General features: G+C 70.5%; 12 protein-coding genes and 1 tRNA gene. 1 reads left to right on the plus strand and 12 read right to left on the minus strand.

Going from position 1 to position 15,333, the window contains the following annotated elements; translation table 11 throughout:
• From ACPA54_RS24295 to ACPA54_RS24325, 7 genes are all read right to left on the minus strand, one after another.
• On the minus strand, positions 1 to 560 hold a 560-nt coding region (locus ACPA54_RS24295; RefSeq protein ID WP_423533080.1), incomplete at its 3' end, for a Rho termination factor N-terminal domain-containing protein.
• A gap of 560 nt (positions 561 to 1,120) precedes the next feature.
• On the minus strand, positions 1,121 to 2,035 hold the full coding sequence (gene thrB / locus ACPA54_RS24300) for a homoserine kinase (RefSeq protein WP_423533081.1): 915 nt from the start codon (positions 2,033 to 2,035) through the stop codon (positions 1,121 to 1,123).
• 439 nt (positions 2,036 to 2,474) lie between these two features.
• Positions 2,475 to 3,578 (minus strand): threonine synthase, encoded by a 1,104-nt coding sequence (gene thrC, locus ACPA54_RS24305; RefSeq protein ID WP_423533083.1) that lies wholly within the window; start codon positions 3,576 to 3,578, stop codon positions 2,475 to 2,477.
• 12 nt (positions 3,579 to 3,590) lie between these two features.
• On the minus strand, positions 3,591 to 4,886 hold the full coding sequence (locus ACPA54_RS24310) for a homoserine dehydrogenase (RefSeq protein ID WP_345681150.1): 1,296 nt from the start codon (positions 4,884 to 4,886) through the stop codon (positions 3,591 to 3,593).
• Positions 4,887 to 5,269: 383 nt separating this feature from the next.
• Positions 5,270 to 6,670, minus strand: a complete 1,401-nt coding sequence (gene lysA / locus ACPA54_RS24315; protein WP_423533085.1) for a diaminopimelate decarboxylase — start codon at positions 6,668 to 6,670, stop codon at positions 5,270 to 5,272.
• Between the two features lie 365 nt (positions 6,671 to 7,035).
• The gene (gene argS / locus ACPA54_RS24320; RefSeq protein WP_423533087.1) at positions 7,036 to 8,688 is read right to left on the minus strand and encodes an arginine--tRNA ligase; all 1,653 of its coding nucleotides are present in this window, start codon (positions 8,686 to 8,688) and stop codon (positions 7,036 to 7,038) included.
• 851 nt (positions 8,689 to 9,539) lie between these two features.
• Positions 9,540 to 9,926: a response regulator gene (locus ACPA54_RS24325; protein ID WP_345681138.1), complete on the minus strand. Its 387-nt coding sequence runs from the start codon at positions 9,924 to 9,926 to the stop codon at positions 9,540 to 9,542.
• A 239-nt stretch (positions 9,927 to 10,165) separates the two neighbouring features.
• On the opposite strand from ACPA54_RS24325, the gene ACPA54_RS24330 reads away from it, so the two are divergent.
• Positions 10,166 to 10,237 (plus strand) — tRNA-Arg (locus ACPA54_RS24330).
• A gap of 170 nt (positions 10,238 to 10,407) precedes the next feature.
• On the opposite strand, the gene ACPA54_RS24335 is transcribed toward ACPA54_RS24330, so the two are convergent.
• Genes ACPA54_RS24335 through ACPA54_RS24355 form a run of 5 tightly spaced genes read right to left on the minus strand, consistent with a single transcriptional unit; the run spans position 10,408 to position 15,317 of the window.
• On the minus strand, positions 10,408 to 11,868 hold the full coding sequence (locus ACPA54_RS24335) for a tyrosine-type recombinase/integrase (RefSeq protein WP_423533089.1): 1,461 nt from the start codon (positions 11,866 to 11,868) through the stop codon (positions 10,408 to 10,410).
• Positions 11,865 to 12,077, minus strand: coding sequence for a helix-turn-helix transcriptional regulator (locus ACPA54_RS24340; protein ID WP_423533091.1), 213 nt, complete (start codon positions 12,075 to 12,077; stop codon positions 11,865 to 11,867). The genes ACPA54_RS24335 and ACPA54_RS24340 overlap by 4 nt, the downstream gene beginning before the upstream one ends.
• On the minus strand, positions 12,074 to 13,666 hold the full coding sequence (locus ACPA54_RS24345) for a replication initiator (protein ID WP_423533093.1): 1,593 nt from the start codon (positions 13,664 to 13,666) through the stop codon (positions 12,074 to 12,076). The genes ACPA54_RS24340 and ACPA54_RS24345 overlap by 4 nt, the downstream gene beginning before the upstream one ends.
• Positions 13,663 to 14,001 carry a hypothetical protein gene (locus tag ACPA54_RS24350; RefSeq protein WP_423533094.1) on the minus strand — a complete coding sequence of 113 codons (339 nt, stop codon included), beginning with the start codon at positions 13,999 to 14,001 and terminating at the stop codon, positions 13,663 to 13,665. The genes ACPA54_RS24345 and ACPA54_RS24350 overlap by 4 nt, the downstream gene beginning before the upstream one ends.
• Positions 13,998 to 15,317: an FtsK/SpoIIIE domain-containing protein gene (locus tag ACPA54_RS24355; protein ID WP_423533096.1), complete on the minus strand. Its 1,320-nt coding sequence runs from the start codon at positions 15,315 to 15,317 to the stop codon at positions 13,998 to 14,000. The genes ACPA54_RS24350 and ACPA54_RS24355 overlap by 4 nt, the downstream gene beginning before the upstream one ends.
• Positions 15,318 to 15,333: the final 16 nt, after the last annotated feature.

A 15,333-nucleotide genomic window follows, 5' to 3' on the forward strand; every position in this document is an offset into this window, starting at 1 on the left:
GCGCGGCCCGGGGGGGGGGGTGGGGGGGGGCGGGGGCCCGCGCGGGGGCGGGGGGGGGCGGCCCCCCGGGCGGCGGGCTGGGGTATTGCGTGGGTGGCGCGCCCCCCGGCGGGCCGGCCCCCCGCCGCGGTGGTCTGCGCGGCGGTGCTCGGGGCGCTCTGCGAGACGTCGGTGACGCCACGGCGCGCGGCACGGCGCGGGCGGGCGGCGGGCTCGGCGGGGGCCTGCGCGGCGCTGTCGGCGGCGGGCTCCTCGGCGGGCGCGGCGGCGGCCGTCTTCGCGGCACGCGCGGCACGCGGCGCGGCCTCGGCGGGCTTCTCGTCGGCGGACTTGCCGCCGCCCGCCTGCTTGGCCTCGATCGCCTCGATGAGCTGGCTCTTGCGCATCCGCCCGGTGCCGCTGATCCCGAGACCGGCGGCGACCTGCTGCAACTCCGCCAGCACCATGCCGTTCAGGCCGCTTCCGGCGGCACGACGGCGCCGCGGCGCGGCCGCGGTGGCGTCACTGGCGGTGGACCCGGCCTCTGCGGCCTGATCCATGAGATCGGTGGTGTCGCTCACGAAGGGTCCTTCCCTGGAGCGGGCGTCGGCCTTGATACGGCACGGCGACCGGTTGTGCTGTCCGGCCCGGACTCCGGGCCCTGGTGGCCCGGATCCGAATCCGGTGCGGTGGTCCGCCAATCGGCGGGGATCGTCAAACTGCGTCCAGCGCGGCGGTCGGGATGATCGGGCGTGTCGGCGTGGAGATTCGTCCTCGGGGCCCCGGGAAGTCTGGCGATACGACGCCCGGGAGGCGCCTATCGGCTTCGGGGAGCCACGTCTCGTCACCAGTCGTGGTGCCTGGGACAGGCAGGAGGGGAAGCTCCCATAGGACCATGGCCACGGAAAACGAAACCGGGCACCGAACTGGTCCCGCCCCATAAGGGCAGGTCTCCTGGTGCGGTGACATTAACACTACCGGACCCCCACGACATTCCCCCACCCCGCAACGCCTCCGAGTCGGTGTGTCGGCTGCTCCGGCCCTGGTCGGCGGAGGGTCGGCGGGATTTCGCCGGTTCCGCCGGTGGGTGTGGTTTCGTCGCGCGATCATGCACCCTGCCAACGAGCAACCGTCTCGTGGGTTACCCCAGCGGCAAGACGCCCGCACCTTCGGTGTCGACGTCGAGCCTGGTCGCCACCCAATTGGTGTCGGCGGCGCCGATCACCTCGTCCACGTGGTCCGCGGTGACGAGGGCCAGAACGGTGGGGCCTGCGCCGGAAATGACCGCGGCATGGCCCTGGCCGCGCAGTTTCGCGACGAGTTCCGCGCTGTGCGGCATCGCGGGGGCGCGGTAGTCCTGGTGCAGCCGGTCGTCGGTGGCGGGCAGCAGCAGGTCGGGGCGCTCGGTCAGGGCGGTGACCAGCAGCGCGGCGCGGCCGGCGTTGACCGCGGCCTCGGCGTGCGGCACCTGCGCGGGCAGCAGCCCGCGGGCGACCTCGGTGGACAGCGGGGTCGACGGCACGAAGACGACCGGGGCTATGTCGGCGTGCGGCATGCTCCGCACCGCGTGCGGGCCGTCCTCGTCGGTCCACGCCGTGGTGAACCCGCCGTACAGGCAGGCCGCGACGTTGTCCGGGTGGCCTTCGAGCGCGGTGGCGACGGCCAGTGCGGCCGCGTCGTCGAGGCGCTCGGCGCCGCCTATGGTCAGCGCGCGTGCGGCGACGACGCCCGCGCAGATCGCGGCGGCCGACGAACCGAGGCCGCGGCCGTGCGGGATGCGGTTCGCGCAGACGATTTCGAGGCCGCCCGGGCGGCCGCCGAGGGCCTCGAACGCGGCGTACAGGGCGCGCACGACGAGATGGTTCTCGTCGCGCCCGAGCGTGTCGGCGCCTTCGCCGGCGATGTCGATCGCCAGGCCTCGGTCGGCGACCCGGACGACGACGTCGTCGTAGAGCCCGAGCGCGAGCCCGAGCGCGTCGAAACCGGGGCCGAGATTGGCGCTCGTCGCGGGTACGCGGACGCGCACCGGGGCGGCGCGGAAAGCAGGACCGGCCATGGGCTGCGGACACTCCTCCTCGTGGAGTCCCACCGGGCGCCTTGGAACGACGTGGCCGTGGCCGGGCGTGCTGCCCGGGCGGAACGGTGGCCGCGTCCGGCGCTGGGGAACGGCAAGAACTGACGGGCTCGGACCCTGGGACGGTCACGCTGCCGCGTCAGGGGTTCAGCGTAGCGAAAGGACGTTCCCCGGCGGCACGCCGCGCCCGGGGGAATCTCTCGATTTCTTGCCCTGTCGCCGTATCGACTCCCCCGGGATCCGCCGAATCCCCCGGGTTTCTCCCCGATTCTCCCCCGGAAGCGGCCCGCCGCGTATCCGCGACGCGTCTCCCGCGCGTCACCCGCGTGTCTTCCGCGTGTCCTGCCGGAGAACGCGGCGCGGCCGGGAACGGAAGCTCCGTCCCCGGCCGCGCCGATCCGCTGAATGCCGGCAGGGCGGGTCAGCCGTCGAGGCCGAGCTGCGCCGCCGCGGCGCCCGCGTCCACCGGGACGACGATGGGCTTGGGCGCGCCCGCGACCGCCCAGTCCGGGTCCTTCAGGCCGTTGCCGGTCACCGTGCAGACGATCCGCTGGCCCGGGTCGACGAGGCCGGCTTCGGCGGCCTTCAGCAGACCGGCCACGCTCGCCGCCGACGACGGCTCCACGAACACACCCTCCTGCGACGCCAACAAGCGGTAGGCGGACAGGATTTGACGGTCCGTCACAGCGTCGATCCGGCCGCCGGACTCGTCGCGCGCGGCGAGCGCGAAGTCCCACGACGCCGGGTTGCCGATGCGGATCGCGGTGGCGATCGTCTGCGGCGAGGTCACCGGCGCGCCGTTGACGATCGGCGCCGAGCCGGCCGCCTGGTAGCCCCACATACGGGGGCGGCGGGTGGCCAGGCCGTCGTCGGCGTACTCGCGGTAGCCCTTCCAGTAGGCCGTGATGTTGCCCGCGTTGCCGACCGGCAGGACGTGGATGTCGGGGGCGTCGCCGAGCATGTCGACGATCTCGAACGCCGCCGTCTTCTGGCCCTCGATGCGCACCGGGTTGACCGAGTTCACCAGCGCGACCGGGTACTTGTCGGCCAGGTCGCGGGCGAGCGTCAGGCAGTCGTCGAAGTTGCCGTCGACCTGCAGGATGCGCGCGCCGTGCACGAGCGCCTGGCCCATCTTGCCCAGCGCGATCTTGCCGGACGGCACCAGAACGGCGCACACCATGCCCGCGCGCACCGCATAGGCGGCCGCCGACGCGCTCGTGTTGCCGGTCGACGCGCAGATGACCGCCTGCGCGCCCTCCTCCTTGGCCCTCGAGATCGCCATGGTCATGCCGCGGTCCTTGAAGGACCCGGTCGGGTTGGCGCCCTCGACCTTGAGATACACCTCACAGCCGGTGCGCTCGGACAGCACCTGGGCCGGGACGAGCGGCGTGCCGCCCTCGCGGAGCGTGACCACCGGAGTCGTCGCGGAGACCGGCAGGCGGTCCCGGTACTCCTCGATGACCCCGCGCCACTGGTGGGTCTGCTTGGCGCGAACGGCCTCGTTCACCGCGCTCACGATGGTCATTCTCCCTCTTGGCTAGCCCTGGGTTTCCACGCGCATGATCCCGGCGATGTCGCGGACGATCTCCAGCCCGCGCAGCTCCGCCACGGTCGCCGACAGCGCGGCGTCGGTGGCGCTGTGCGTGACGATGACGAGTGTCGCATCACCGTCGCGGCCTTGCTGCCGCACGGTGTCGATCGACACATCGTGCTTCGCGAACACCGTCGCGACCGAGGCCAGCACACCCGGCTTGTCGGCCACGTCCAGATTGAGGTGGTACCGGGTCACCGCCTCGCCGACCGGGCGCACGGAAAGGTTCGCGTACGCCGATTCACCCGGGCCCGTGGTCTCCGACAGCTTGTTGCGGCACACCGCGACCAAGTCGCCGAGCACCGCGGAAGCCGTCGGCGCACCGCCGGCGCCCGGGCCGTAGAACATCAGGCTGCCGGCCGCCTCGGACTCCACGAAGACCGCGTTGTACGCCTCGCGCACCGACGCGAGCGGGTGCGACCGCGGAATCATCGCGGGGTGCACGCGGGCGCTCACCGACGTGCCGTCGGCGCCGCGCTCGCAGATGGCCAGCAGCTTCACCACACAATCCATGGTGCGCGCACTCGCGACATCCGCGGCGGTGACTTCGGTGATTCCTTCGCGGTACACGTCCGCGGCGGTCACCCGGGTGTGGAACGCGAGCCCGGCGAGGATCGCGGCCTTCGCGGCGGCGTCGAAGCCTTCGATGTCCGCGGTCGGGTCCGCCTCGGCGTAGCCGAGCTGGGTCGCCTCGTCGAGCGCCTCGGCGAACCCGGCGCCGGTGGAGTCCATCCGGTCGAGGATGAAGTTCGTCGTGCCGTTGACGATGCCCAGCACGCGGTTGACCTTGTCGCCCGCGAGGCTCTCGCGCAGCGGCCGGAGCAGCGGGATCGCACCCGCGACGGACGCCTCGTAGTACAGGTCGACGCCGTGCTTGGCGGCCGCGGCGTGCAGCGTCGCACCGTCCTCGGCGAGCAGCGCCTTGTTCGCGGAGACGACGGACGCGCCGTTCTCCATCGCGGCGAGGATCAGCGAGCGGGCCGGTTCGATCCCGCCGATGACCTCGACGACCACGTCGATGTCGCCGCGTTTGACCAGGCCCTCGGCATCCGTGGTGAGCAGCGCGGGGTCGATGCCCTCGCGGACCCGGCCGGGGCGGCGCACGGCCACGCCGGCCAGCTCGACGGGGGCGCCGATGCGCTGGGCGAGGTCCGTGGCGTGCGTCGTCATGATGCGGGCCACTTCGGAACCCACCACACCACAACCGAGCAGCGCCACCTTGAGCGGCTGCGTACGCATCATCCGACCTCGCTTCGTCAACGACTTCTCGTTAGGTGCAGCTCTGTCCCGGGTCCCGGCGGCCTGTCCGCGGACGCGCTCCCGGGCGCACGGCACCCGGCCAGTTTCGCCGGGATCACCGTGCGATCCCACGCCCGTCCAGGATCCGAGACGGGTCCGGGGTGGGTTCCGGGCGGGAATTCTTGCGGCGCGGACCCGGCCCGGACGGGATTTTCTCCGGCCGGAGCGGGCTTCCGCCGGGGGGAGGACGGGGTGGTCGGGCGGTCATCCCACCGGCGTCCCGCCTGTCATCGCGCCCGCGATCCCACCTGCGGTCGTCCCGCCCGTCATCCCACTGGTCATCCCACCGGTCATCCCACTGGTCATTCCACCGGTCACCCCACTGGTCATCCCACGTCGAGCCGGAGCAGATCCTCTTCCGTCTCGCGCCGCACGATGACGCGGGCGTTGCCGTCCTTGACCGCGACGACCGCGGGCCGGGCGACGTGGTTGTAGTTGCTGGCCATCGACCGGCAGTAGGCGCCGGTCGCGGGCACCGCGATCAGGTCGCCGGCGGTCACGTCGGCGGGCAGGTACGCATCGCGCACGACGATGTCGCCGGACTCACAGTGCTTGCCGACCACGCGCGCCAGCATCGGCTCCGCGTCACTGGCACGGGACACGAGCGCGACCGAGTACTCGGCGTCGTACAGCGCGGTGCGGATGTTGTCGGACATGCCGCCGTCGACGCTGACGTAGGTGCGCAGACCGGGCAGCGGCTTGACGGTGCCGACCTCGTACAGCGTGAACGTGCTCGGCCCGACGATGGCGCGGCCCGGCTCGACGCTCAGCCGCGGCACCCGCAGGTCCGCGACCTCGCACTCGCGGCGCACGATCGCGGTCAGCTCGCGCGCGATGTCGGCGGGCGTCTTCGGGTCGTCGGCGCCGGTGTACGCGATGCCGAGGCCGCCGCCCAGGTCGATCTCCGGAAGCTGTACGCCGTGCTCGTCGCGGATCTGCGCCAGTAGCCCCACGACACGCCGCGCGGACACCTCGAAGCCCGACGTGTCGAAGATCTGCGAGCCGATGTGCGAGTGCAGGCCCAGGAGTTCGAGGTGCGACAGCTTGAGGATGCGGCGCACCGCCTCGGCCGCGGTCCCGTCCGCGACGGACATGCCGAACTTCTGGTCCTCGTGCGCGGTCGCGATGAACTCGTGAGTGTGCGCCTCGACGCCGACCGTGACACGGATCATCACCTTCTGCGTCACACCGCGCCGCTCCGCGGCGAACGCGACACGGGTGATCTCCTCGAACGAGTCGACGATGATCCGGCCGACGCCCACCTCGACCGCGCGCTCGATCTCCGCCGTCGACTTGTTGTTGCCGTGGAACCCGATCCGCGCCGGATCCATGCCCGCGGACAGCGCGACGGCCAGCTCGCCGCCGGAGCACACGTCGAGGTTCAGGCCCTCGTCGGCGATCCAGCGCACGAGGGCGCGGCACAGGAAGGCCTTGCCGGCGTAGAAGACGTCGGCATCGGTCTCCTGATTGTGGAACGCGGCCCGCCAGTCGCGGCAGCGGGCGCGCAGATCGTCCTCGTCCATCACGTACAGCGGCGTCCCGAACCGCGCGGCGAGGTCCCGCACGTCGATCCCGGCGACCGCGGCAACCCCGTCGGCACGGCGCTCGGTGGTGGCGGACCACACCTTGGGGTCCAGGACGTTGAGGTCGTCGGGCACCGGCAGCTGGTGGCCCTCGGGAAGGACGTCGGCGTGCCGGGGACCGGCGGGGTGTGCGGACCTGCTCATGGTGCGGTGATCTCCCCAGGTACCGGGTGGGCTTTGTCGTGTGGTGGGGTGGTGCGGGGGGCGGTGTGCGGGCGGGGTGCGGGGTGCGGGGTGCGGGGTGTCGTCTGCGGGCCTGGTGGGCTTTGTGAGCTTTGCAGGCTTTGCGGGATTTGCCGGCTTTGTGGTTCCTGGGGCTTGTGGCCCCTCGTGGTCCATGCCGGCGGCCCGACAATGCACGATCGGCGGCGGGCTTGGTGCACCCCGCCGCCGGATCGGTCGCGTCGCCGGCACCCGGTCGCCCGGGTGCTCCGCGTGCTCCGCGTGCTCCGCGTCCGCGCGGACTACATCCGCGTGGACTGGGTCCCCTCGGCCGACATCCGCTTGGACTACATCCGCTCGGGGGCCGAAACTCCCAGCAGGTTCAGGCCGTTCGCGACCACCGTCTGCGCGGCCTCGGCGAGCCACATGCGGGCGTACGTCAGGTCGCCGGCCGGCTCGTCGCCCATCGGCATGATCCGGCAGTTGTCGTAGAACCGGTGGAACACGCCCGCCAGCTCCTCGAGGTAGCGCGCCACGTGGTGCGGCTCGCGCAGCTCGGCGGCCTTGGCGACGATCCGCGGGAACTCGCCGATCATGCTGAGCAGCGCGGACTCGTACTCGCTGGTGAGCAGCTCCGGCTTGAACTCGCCGCGCGAGATGCCGAGTTCGGCAGCCTTGCGTTTGACGCCGCACATCCGCGTGTGGGCGTACTGCACGTAGTAGACCGGGTTCTCGTTCGTCGCGCTGGTGAGCACGTCGACGTCGAGCGTGATCGTCGAGTCGGTGGACGACCGCGCCAGCGAGTACCGCGCGGCGTCGACACCGATCCACTCGACGACATCGTCGATCGTGATGATGTTCCCGGCCCGCTTCGACATGCGGATCTCTTCGCCGTCACGCAGCATCTTCACGAACTGGCCGATCAGCACCTCGATGTTGTGCTCCGGGTCGTCGCCCGCACACGCCACGATGGCCTTCAGGCGGCCGACGTAGCCGTGGTGGTCGGCGCCGAGCATGTAGACGCAGACCTCGTTGCCGCGGTCGCGCTTGTCGAGGTAGTAGGCGGCATCCGACGCGAAGTACGTCGTCTCGCCGTCGCCCTTGATGAGGACGCGGTCCTTGTCGTCGCCGAAGTCGGTGGTGCGCAGCCAGATCGCGCCGTTGTCGTCGTAGACGTGGCCCTGCGCGCGCAGCCGCTCGATCGCCTTCTCGACGGCACCCGAGTCGTGCAGGCTCTTCTCCGAGAACCACACGTCGAAGTGCGTCCCGAACTCCTCCATCGACCGCTGGATCTCGGCCACCATCAGCCGCAGCCCGGTGTCCGTGAAGACCTGCTTCTGCTCCGCCTCGGGCCGGTCGACGATCCCCGGCTCGGCGGCGACGATCTCCGCCGCGATGTCGTTGATGTACGCGCCGACGTAGCCGTCCTCCGGCACCGGCCGCCCGTTGGCCGCGGCCATCAGCGACGACCCGAACTTGTCGATCTGCACACCGGCGTCGTTGATGTAGTACTCGGTGCTCACGTCGGCACCGGCGGCCTTGAGGATCCGCCCCAGCGAGTCGCCCACCGCCGCCCACCGGACACCGCCGATGTGGATCGGCCCGGTCGGGTTCGCGGACACGAACTCGAGGTTGATCTTCAACCCCTTGAAGCTGTCACTCCGCCCGTAAGACTCACCGGCCTCGACGACCACCCGCGCCAGTTCCCCGGCACTCGCCGCATCGAGCGTGATGTTGAGGAACCCGGGGCCGGCGATGTCCACCTTGCTGATGCCCGCGGTGTCGGCCAGCCGCGGCGCGACCAGCCCGGCCACCTCCCGCGGCGGCTTCCCGGCAGGCTTCGCCAGCTGCAGCGCCACGTTCGTCGCGTAGTCCCCGAAGTCCTTGTTCTTCGATCGCTCCACCGTGACGGACTCGGGCACCGCGACAGCCAGCTCACCGGCCTCGACACACGCGCGCACAGCGGACAACACAGCCTGGGAAAGTTCAACGGGGGTCACGGGTGTAAGGGTATGCGACGGGGGGCGGGGGGAGGCGGGGGGTGGGGTGGGGGGTCACTCGGTTGGGGGGCGTCTCGACGACGGCTTGTCCGTCCTTACGGCTTCTCCACCCCACCGGCTTCTCCACCCCGGTGGGCTCGGGTCACTCCGGCGGCGGACGCGAGCGGGGGGCGGGGCGGCACTCGAGCGCCGGCGCTCGCGGCGACCGAGCTGCGGAGCTGCGGAGCTGCGGCGGACGCTCGCGGTCTTGGGGAACCGTCTGTCCTGGAGAACCGCCGGCCCTTGGAAACCGCTGGCCCTGGAGAACCTTCGGTCCTGGGGGCGGCCGACAGTCACGGCCCCAGGGACGGGAACGGGACGGCCCGGTCGAGGAACCGACTCGCAGCCTGCGCCACGCCCCCGCCCCCACCACTCACGCCACCCGTGGCGCTCCATTCCCTCGTCCGCACCCATCCCCGCCCCGGGCGGCCAAGCCACCGCCAGGCGAGTCGGGCGACCTGACCACAACACCGAGGTGGGGGCGCGTCGGCACACGCGCACAAACCATCCCGAACCACCGGCCACCCCAGAGCGCGGGCCATCCCCAACCACGAGCCGTCCCAGGCCAGGAGCGATCCCGGACCACGAGCCGTTTCCCAGACCACGCGCCATCCCGAACCGGGAGTCCCGCCCCTGCCCCACACATACGACGACGCCCCGACCACAACACCATGGTGGGGGCGCCGTCGCGCGCGACCGGACAACAGGCCGACGACTCGCGGCCTCTCCTCGACTCCTCGATCCCTTTCCCCTCCTCCTCTCTATCGCTCCTTGGCCTCTCCTCTGCAGTGGCCCGTCCTTCGCGCTTCCCGCTAGCGATTCGGGTTGCGCTTGTCGAGGTTCCGGACGACGCGGACCAGGTGATCGGGGTCGAACGGCTTCGTCAGGTAGGCGTCAACGCCGGCCTCGCGCGCCCTCGCAATGTCCTCGCTCTGCGCACAGGCGCTTATCATCACGATCTTCAAATGCGCCGTCCGCGGGTCGCCCTTCAACCGCGCCGCGGTCCGGATCCCGTCGAGCCGCGGCATCACGACGTCCAGCGTCACCAGGTCCGGCTGCACCTCGTGCACCAGCTCCAGGCACTCCTCGCCGTCCACCGCGGTCGTGATCTCGTACCCCTCCAACCGGAGGTTCACCGAAATCAACCGCCGGATGACCTCGTCGTCATCCACCACCAAAACCCGCCCGAGACCGCCCATACCGAGGACCCTAGGACGCCCGCCGATCCCCCGCCCCGCATTCCCCCGAACCAGCCTCCCCTTCACCACAAGCGCCCCCAAACGCGCCGCCCTGCCACCCCCACCGGCAACGCACCACTCCCCAGCCCGACACCGAAGCCCTCCCCTCGCCCCACCCACCCCCAGCGGCCCCTCCCCGCCCCCGAAACCCTGGCGCGAGCACACCCCCCACCCTGGTAATGTTCCACCTGCCCCACCGAGCCCCCGTAGCTCAGGGGATAGAGCAACGGCCTCCGGAGCCGTGTGCGCAGGTTCGAATCCTGCCGGGGGCACCCAGATTGACCAGGTAAAACGGCCCCTCACCAGGGGCCATTACTGTTTGTAGGGTCCAGACCATATGCAGCTGTAGGCGGCTCTGAGCCGCTGTTTGTCGCTGTCTGCGAAACAGGTGCGAAACAGCCCGCGAGTCCGTGAGGACCGCGGGCTGCTGTGTTTGTGCAGGTCAGGAGGGCCGATCGTAGCCCTTGGGCTTGCGTCGACGCCGTACGTCGCCGGTCTTTCTGGTCGCCGGCGGTTGCTCGGCCTTGGCTGTCCCCTCGTTCAACCGGTCTTCGATGAGCTTGTTGTTGGCGTCGCGGCGTCCGTCGATGCACTTGGCGTAGACGCGGAGCAGGGTCTCCACGCTGTGCCCGGCGCGTTCGGCGACGTCGGTCGGGTCCGCCGTCCCGTTGAGGCCGAGGGAGACGCCGCCGTGGCGCAGGTCGTACGGGCGAGCGGCGAGCTTGGACGCCACCTTTTCCGGCGGGAACGCGTACGTCCGAGCCTCAGCCCACACCCGGTAGTAGGTCGACGAGCCGACCAGACCGCCGCGCTCGTTCGTGAAGATCCGCCCGTCGTCGGCCGTCCCGAACTCTTCGATGTGTGCTTTGAGGATCTTGACCAGCTCAGGCGGGATGGGGACGGGCCGGGTGTCCCCTTCGTCGCGCTGTTTGAGGCCCCGCTCATCGTGGGTCTGCCCGCTGTCCGTCCAAGCCTTGCCCGCCGAGGGCCGGGTGTCGGACAGGAGCAGCAGGCCCCACCCTTCATCGGGCAGGTGGCAGTTCTCCTCTTTCAGGCCGACGAGTTCGGCCGGGCGCATCATCGCGAAGTAGAAGCAGGCGAAGAACGCGACGAGCCGCCGACCGCGGGCACGGTGGTAGCTGCCGACGTACGAGACAGCCGTCAGCAGCTCCCGCATCTGTGCCGGACTCACGACGACCCGGCGATCAATGTTGCCGCTCGCCTTGGGTGCCTTCCAGTCCAGCGAAGGCAGCGGGTTCGCCGGAAGCTTCTTGATCGACACCGCGTATTCGAGCGCGTTGTAAAGCACCCGCCGCTTACGCGAAATGGTGCTTGCGGACGCCTTCTTGCCATCCAGAAGCAGCGTGAACGAATCCAGAATCCTCGCGGCCTCTTGCGAGTCCTGGGCCATCGCCCGCAGCGACCGAGACGCCTTCGTGACCCATTTCAGCGCCGCGGCAACGTCCGCCGGTTGCGGCGTATCCCGCTTGTTCGGGTTGAACGCCCATCCGCGCAAGGCCCGACGTAGCGTCGCGTCATCCGGTCGACCGCTGACCTTGTTCAAGTACGCCATCGTGACCGCGGTCATCGTCTCAGCGATGCTGACGCGGCTGTTCGCGGCTGCTAACGACCACTTGGCATCCACGTACTTCACGGCCAGCTCGTACCAGGTCATCGACCCCTTGCCGGCCGCCAGCGAGTCCGGGAGGCCAGTCTCCGTGTCGAAGGGTTCGCCCTTCTCCATGGCGGTCAGCAGCTTGCCGCGGTACCGGTCCGCCGGAGTCTTGTTGGCGAACCAGCTGGAGAAGGGCTTGCCGTCGACCGTCCACCGCACGCCGTACGGACTCTTCTTGCGGTGCGCCCAATGCGCCAGGTCCCACATCCGGACCTTGTATGACTTCATGCCGCCCCCTCCGACAAGGTGTCCAGCCACTGCAAGAAATCGACTCGCCGCACGCGTAATTCGCCGTTCGGGAGTTTGAGGCAGGCGGGAGCGATGCCGAGTTCGCGCCACCGGTAGAACGTCCGGCGCGAGACGTCGCCCAGTTCTTCCAGAACTTCCGGAACAGTCATCAGGTCGGCGGACCGGCGACCCGGTTTCGTTGTGGTCATGCCGCCCTCCCCGTGATTGCCGAATCGCCGAGCTGTCCGTCTGCGCGTGCCTTGGCCGCGTCGAGGGCCCCGCGCCAGCGGACCCGTTCAGCGACCGCCCGGAGGAGGCGATGGGAGATCGAGGGCACGTCCGGGTCGCTCGGTCTGACGTGCTCCCACAGGTAGCGGTCCGAGTCCGGGCCGCCGTCCATCTCGCCGAGGAGATCGAGGACCCAGGCCCGCCGTTCGTGCTTGTGGTCCGCCAAGGTCTTGCCGGACCACTTGCGGGAGACGAGGACGCGCCGGCCGCCGTAGCCGAGGTGGGTACGTCGGTGCGCCTTGGCCTTGCAGTGGCCCGGCCGCATGCCGTCACGGGCGTTCTTGGGCTGCACGCCGTAGCGGAGCCAGTTCGCGCACATCGGGGAGCACGGTTCGTACCGCAGTTCATCCATCAGCCGGTCCACGTGCGCCCGTTCGGCGTCGCTCACCGGTTCGTGGCACTCGTGCGCGGACTTGTTGAGGTACTTCGCCAAGTACCGGATGCAGCGCTTGGCGTCGTCGGAGCCGACGAGGACACCTTTCGCGTCGACCTGGACGCCGAACCGGACGACGTGCACCGGGTCCGCGTCGAGGTCATCCAGGGCCTCATCCCACGTCGGCAGCGCGGCCCCGGTGTCCGGGTTGACGTAGATGCCGAGGTCCGCGTCCCACACCGGCGCCGCGTCGTCGCCGAAGGCGGGTTTGTCGCACTGCGGCCACCAGACCTGTTGATAGGTGGCCGCCGCGACCTGCCGCAGTTCGGTACGCGAGACCGTGCCCCGGATCGCCAAGTGGACATGCGGCGCCAAGCGTCGCTGCGGTTCGACCGCGGCGAAGTACTGGACGTCGAAGCCGACCAAGCGCCGCAGGTTCTGAATGAACCGGTCCACCAGCTTGGAAAAGTGCAGCGCATCACGCGCCGCCCGCCGGTAGTCGTACGTCGCCGGGTCCACCGGTGTCCCGTCCGAGCGGACCCGCCCATATGACGGCAGGGTGAGCGTGACGAACAGGGACGGCCGGAAGGTCTTCCCATCCGGGCCCGTATACGCCTTCCCGACCGTCCGTGCCTCAACCGGACGCCGGGGCAGATCGGCCACGTCCTGGCGCCGCCGGGTGGAACGGGTCCGCCGGTTGGGCTTGTCCGGGTCAACGTTGCCGCGCACCCCGGCCCGGGTGATCTCGTCGTCCAGCGCCACCAGGTCCGCGCCGAGCTGTTCACGCTCGTCTCCGCTGGCCATGTCGTGCGCCTTGGTCACATCCGCGCGGATCTCGACCAAGGCGCGCTGCCAGTCGTTGGGTTCGTCCGCGTCGAGGGCCGGTTCCTCGGTCAGGTGCCATCCCTCGCGGCACTGCGCCATCCGAAGCTGCCGCTTCCGCTCCGCACAGGTCGGGCAGACGCTCGCCAGCGTCGCCCCACAAGGCACGTCAATGATCTCCGTCTGACCGGTCACCATGTCCGTGCGCCGCAGCGCGATCGGCCGGATGCACACCCCGTGTTCGAGCGCAGCGGCCCGCACGACCTCTTTCGCGAGAGGCATGCGGGCCCGCTCCGCCCGAGTGCTCGGGCTCACCGTGCTTCCTTGTGGCGGACGTGCGTCCACACCGTCACCGGGTGCCCGTGTACGGTTCCGGCCGCTTCGTGGGACGTGTAGGGCCCCCGCGGGCCATCGACCTCCTGAGAGGTGATCACCGCGTCATCGAGCGCCAGGGCCCACCGCTCGACGTCCGACAGGCCCGCGTCGACCGCAAGCTGTGCCAGGACGCCCCAGACCCGATCCGCGTGCGACCACGTCACCTGCACGCCGATCACGTCCGGCAGGCCGCGGCGCGCGGCGAGGAAGTCGGCCAGACAGCGCAGCACGATCACGCCGCGGGCGACATCGGCCCGGTTGTCGTTGCTGGTCATGCCGCACCCCCGAGCGCGTAGTCCCGCACCATCGCGTCAATGTCCGAATCCGAGACGAACGCCGCCCGCACCCGCACCGGTTCCGGGTGGGTCTCCCGCTTCACGTAGCCGACGCCGGCGCCGACTTCGGGGAGAGGCGAGATGAGATCCGCAGTGGCCCCGCGGCCCCGGGCACCGAGGCCGAGCACCATGTCCACCTGCGCCGGTTCGTCCAGACGGAGCGCGATCCGGTCCGGAAACAGGTTCCGCAGGTTCATGACCTCTTTGCGGGGGTCCTGGAGCGCGCCGAGGACGCAGAACCCGACAGACCGCCCCTGACTCGTCAAGGTGGCGATCGCAGCTTCGGCGCGGACACGGAGTTTCTTGTCCGGCTGGTAGGCCGTCAGGAACGCCAACTCGTCGACGATGACGACCACGAACGGGCAGTCCGCGGAGGGTTCGTGCTTGCGGACCTTGCCCGCGAACCGGTCCGCCCGCGCGGACATCTCCGCGACCGCGTCTTCCAGCATTTCGACCATCTCTTCGGGATCGGACGAGTACCGCTGGAAAAGGGCGCGACCGTACGAGAGTTCCATCCGCTTCGGGTCCAGAGCCCACAACTCGACCAGCCCCGCCCGCGCCGCTGGGAGGAGCCCGCGTGTGACGCCCCACAGGATCGAGCCCTTGTCGGCGCCCGTGACGCCCGCGACCATCACGTGCGTCCCGTGGAGCCGCAGCACCCATGGGGTTCCGTCGTCGCACCGGCCGAGGTCAACCGAGTCGTACCGCGTCTCCGGCTTCTCGACCGGTTCGCGATCACGGAGCCCAGGCAGGCCCGGCATGCCCATCGCGACGGGCCCGAACGGCTTATCCAACGGGTCGGACACCCAGACCCGCAGCAGCACGGCGCCCCGACTCGGGGACGAGGCATCGACACGGAACACGCGCCAGGTGTGCGCGATCCCTTCCGTGTGGTCCGCGATGTTGTCGGGCGTCTGCCCCGGCAGCAACAGGACGCGCACGCTGTAGCCGTTGGGCTCCCGCTTGATCCGGCTGATCACCGGCCACGCGTACGAGAATTCCTCGTTGATCCGCTTGATCGGATCCTGCTGCCACAGCCCAATCGCCTTGGCCAGCATCGGCCACCCGCGCCGCACCCGACCGGCGAACGAGAAGAACCACCACCAGGCCAACGCGACGACAGCGAAGATGAACGCCACCGCGACGAGGAACGAGCCCCGCGGCCCGAACTTCAGATCCGCCATCAGGTAGACAACGAAGATCACGCCCGCGACATACGCAGGCTTCCGCCAGTCCACCCCCGTGGACTTGTGCATTATGGGAACACCCCTT

Origin of the sequence: Uniformispora flossi, from assembly GCF_049534875.1 — a bacterium.
GTDB lineage: Bacteria > Actinomycetota > Actinomycetes > Streptomycetales > Streptomycetaceae > Yinghuangia > Yinghuangia aomiensis.

Coding starts and splice junctions, on each gene's coding strand:
- thrB (WP_423533081.1), bottom strand. CDS start 2,035: ATGGCCGGTCCTGCTTTCCGCGCCGCCCCGGTGCGCGTCCGCGTACCC.
- thrC (WP_423533083.1), bottom strand. CDS start 3,578: ATGACCATCGTGAGCGCGGTGAACGAGGCCGTTCGCGCCAAGCAGACC.
- ACPA54_RS24310 (WP_345681150.1), bottom strand. CDS start 4,886: ATGATGCGTACGCAGCCGCTCAAGGTGGCGCTGCTCGGTTGTGGTGTG.
- lysA (WP_423533085.1), bottom strand. CDS start 6,670: ATGAGCAGGTCCGCACACCCCGCCGGTCCCCGGCACGCCGACGTCCTT.
- ACPA54_RS24325 (WP_345681138.1), bottom strand. CDS start 9,926: ATGGGCGGTCTCGGGCGGGTTTTGGTGGTGGATGACGACGAGGTCATC.
- ACPA54_RS24335 (WP_423533089.1), bottom strand. CDS start 11,868: ATGAAGTCATACAAGGTCCGGATGTGGGACCTGGCGCATTGGGCGCAC.
- ACPA54_RS24340 (WP_423533091.1), bottom strand. CDS start 12,077: ATGACCACAACGAAACCGGGTCGCCGGTCCGCCGACCTGATGACTGTT.
- ACPA54_RS24350 (WP_423533094.1), bottom strand. CDS start 14,001: ATGACCAGCAACGACAACCGGGCCGATGTCGCCCGCGGCGTGATCGTG.
- ACPA54_RS24355 (WP_423533096.1), bottom strand. CDS start 15,317: ATGCACAAGTCCACGGGGGTGGACTGGCGGAAGCCTGCGTATGTCGCG.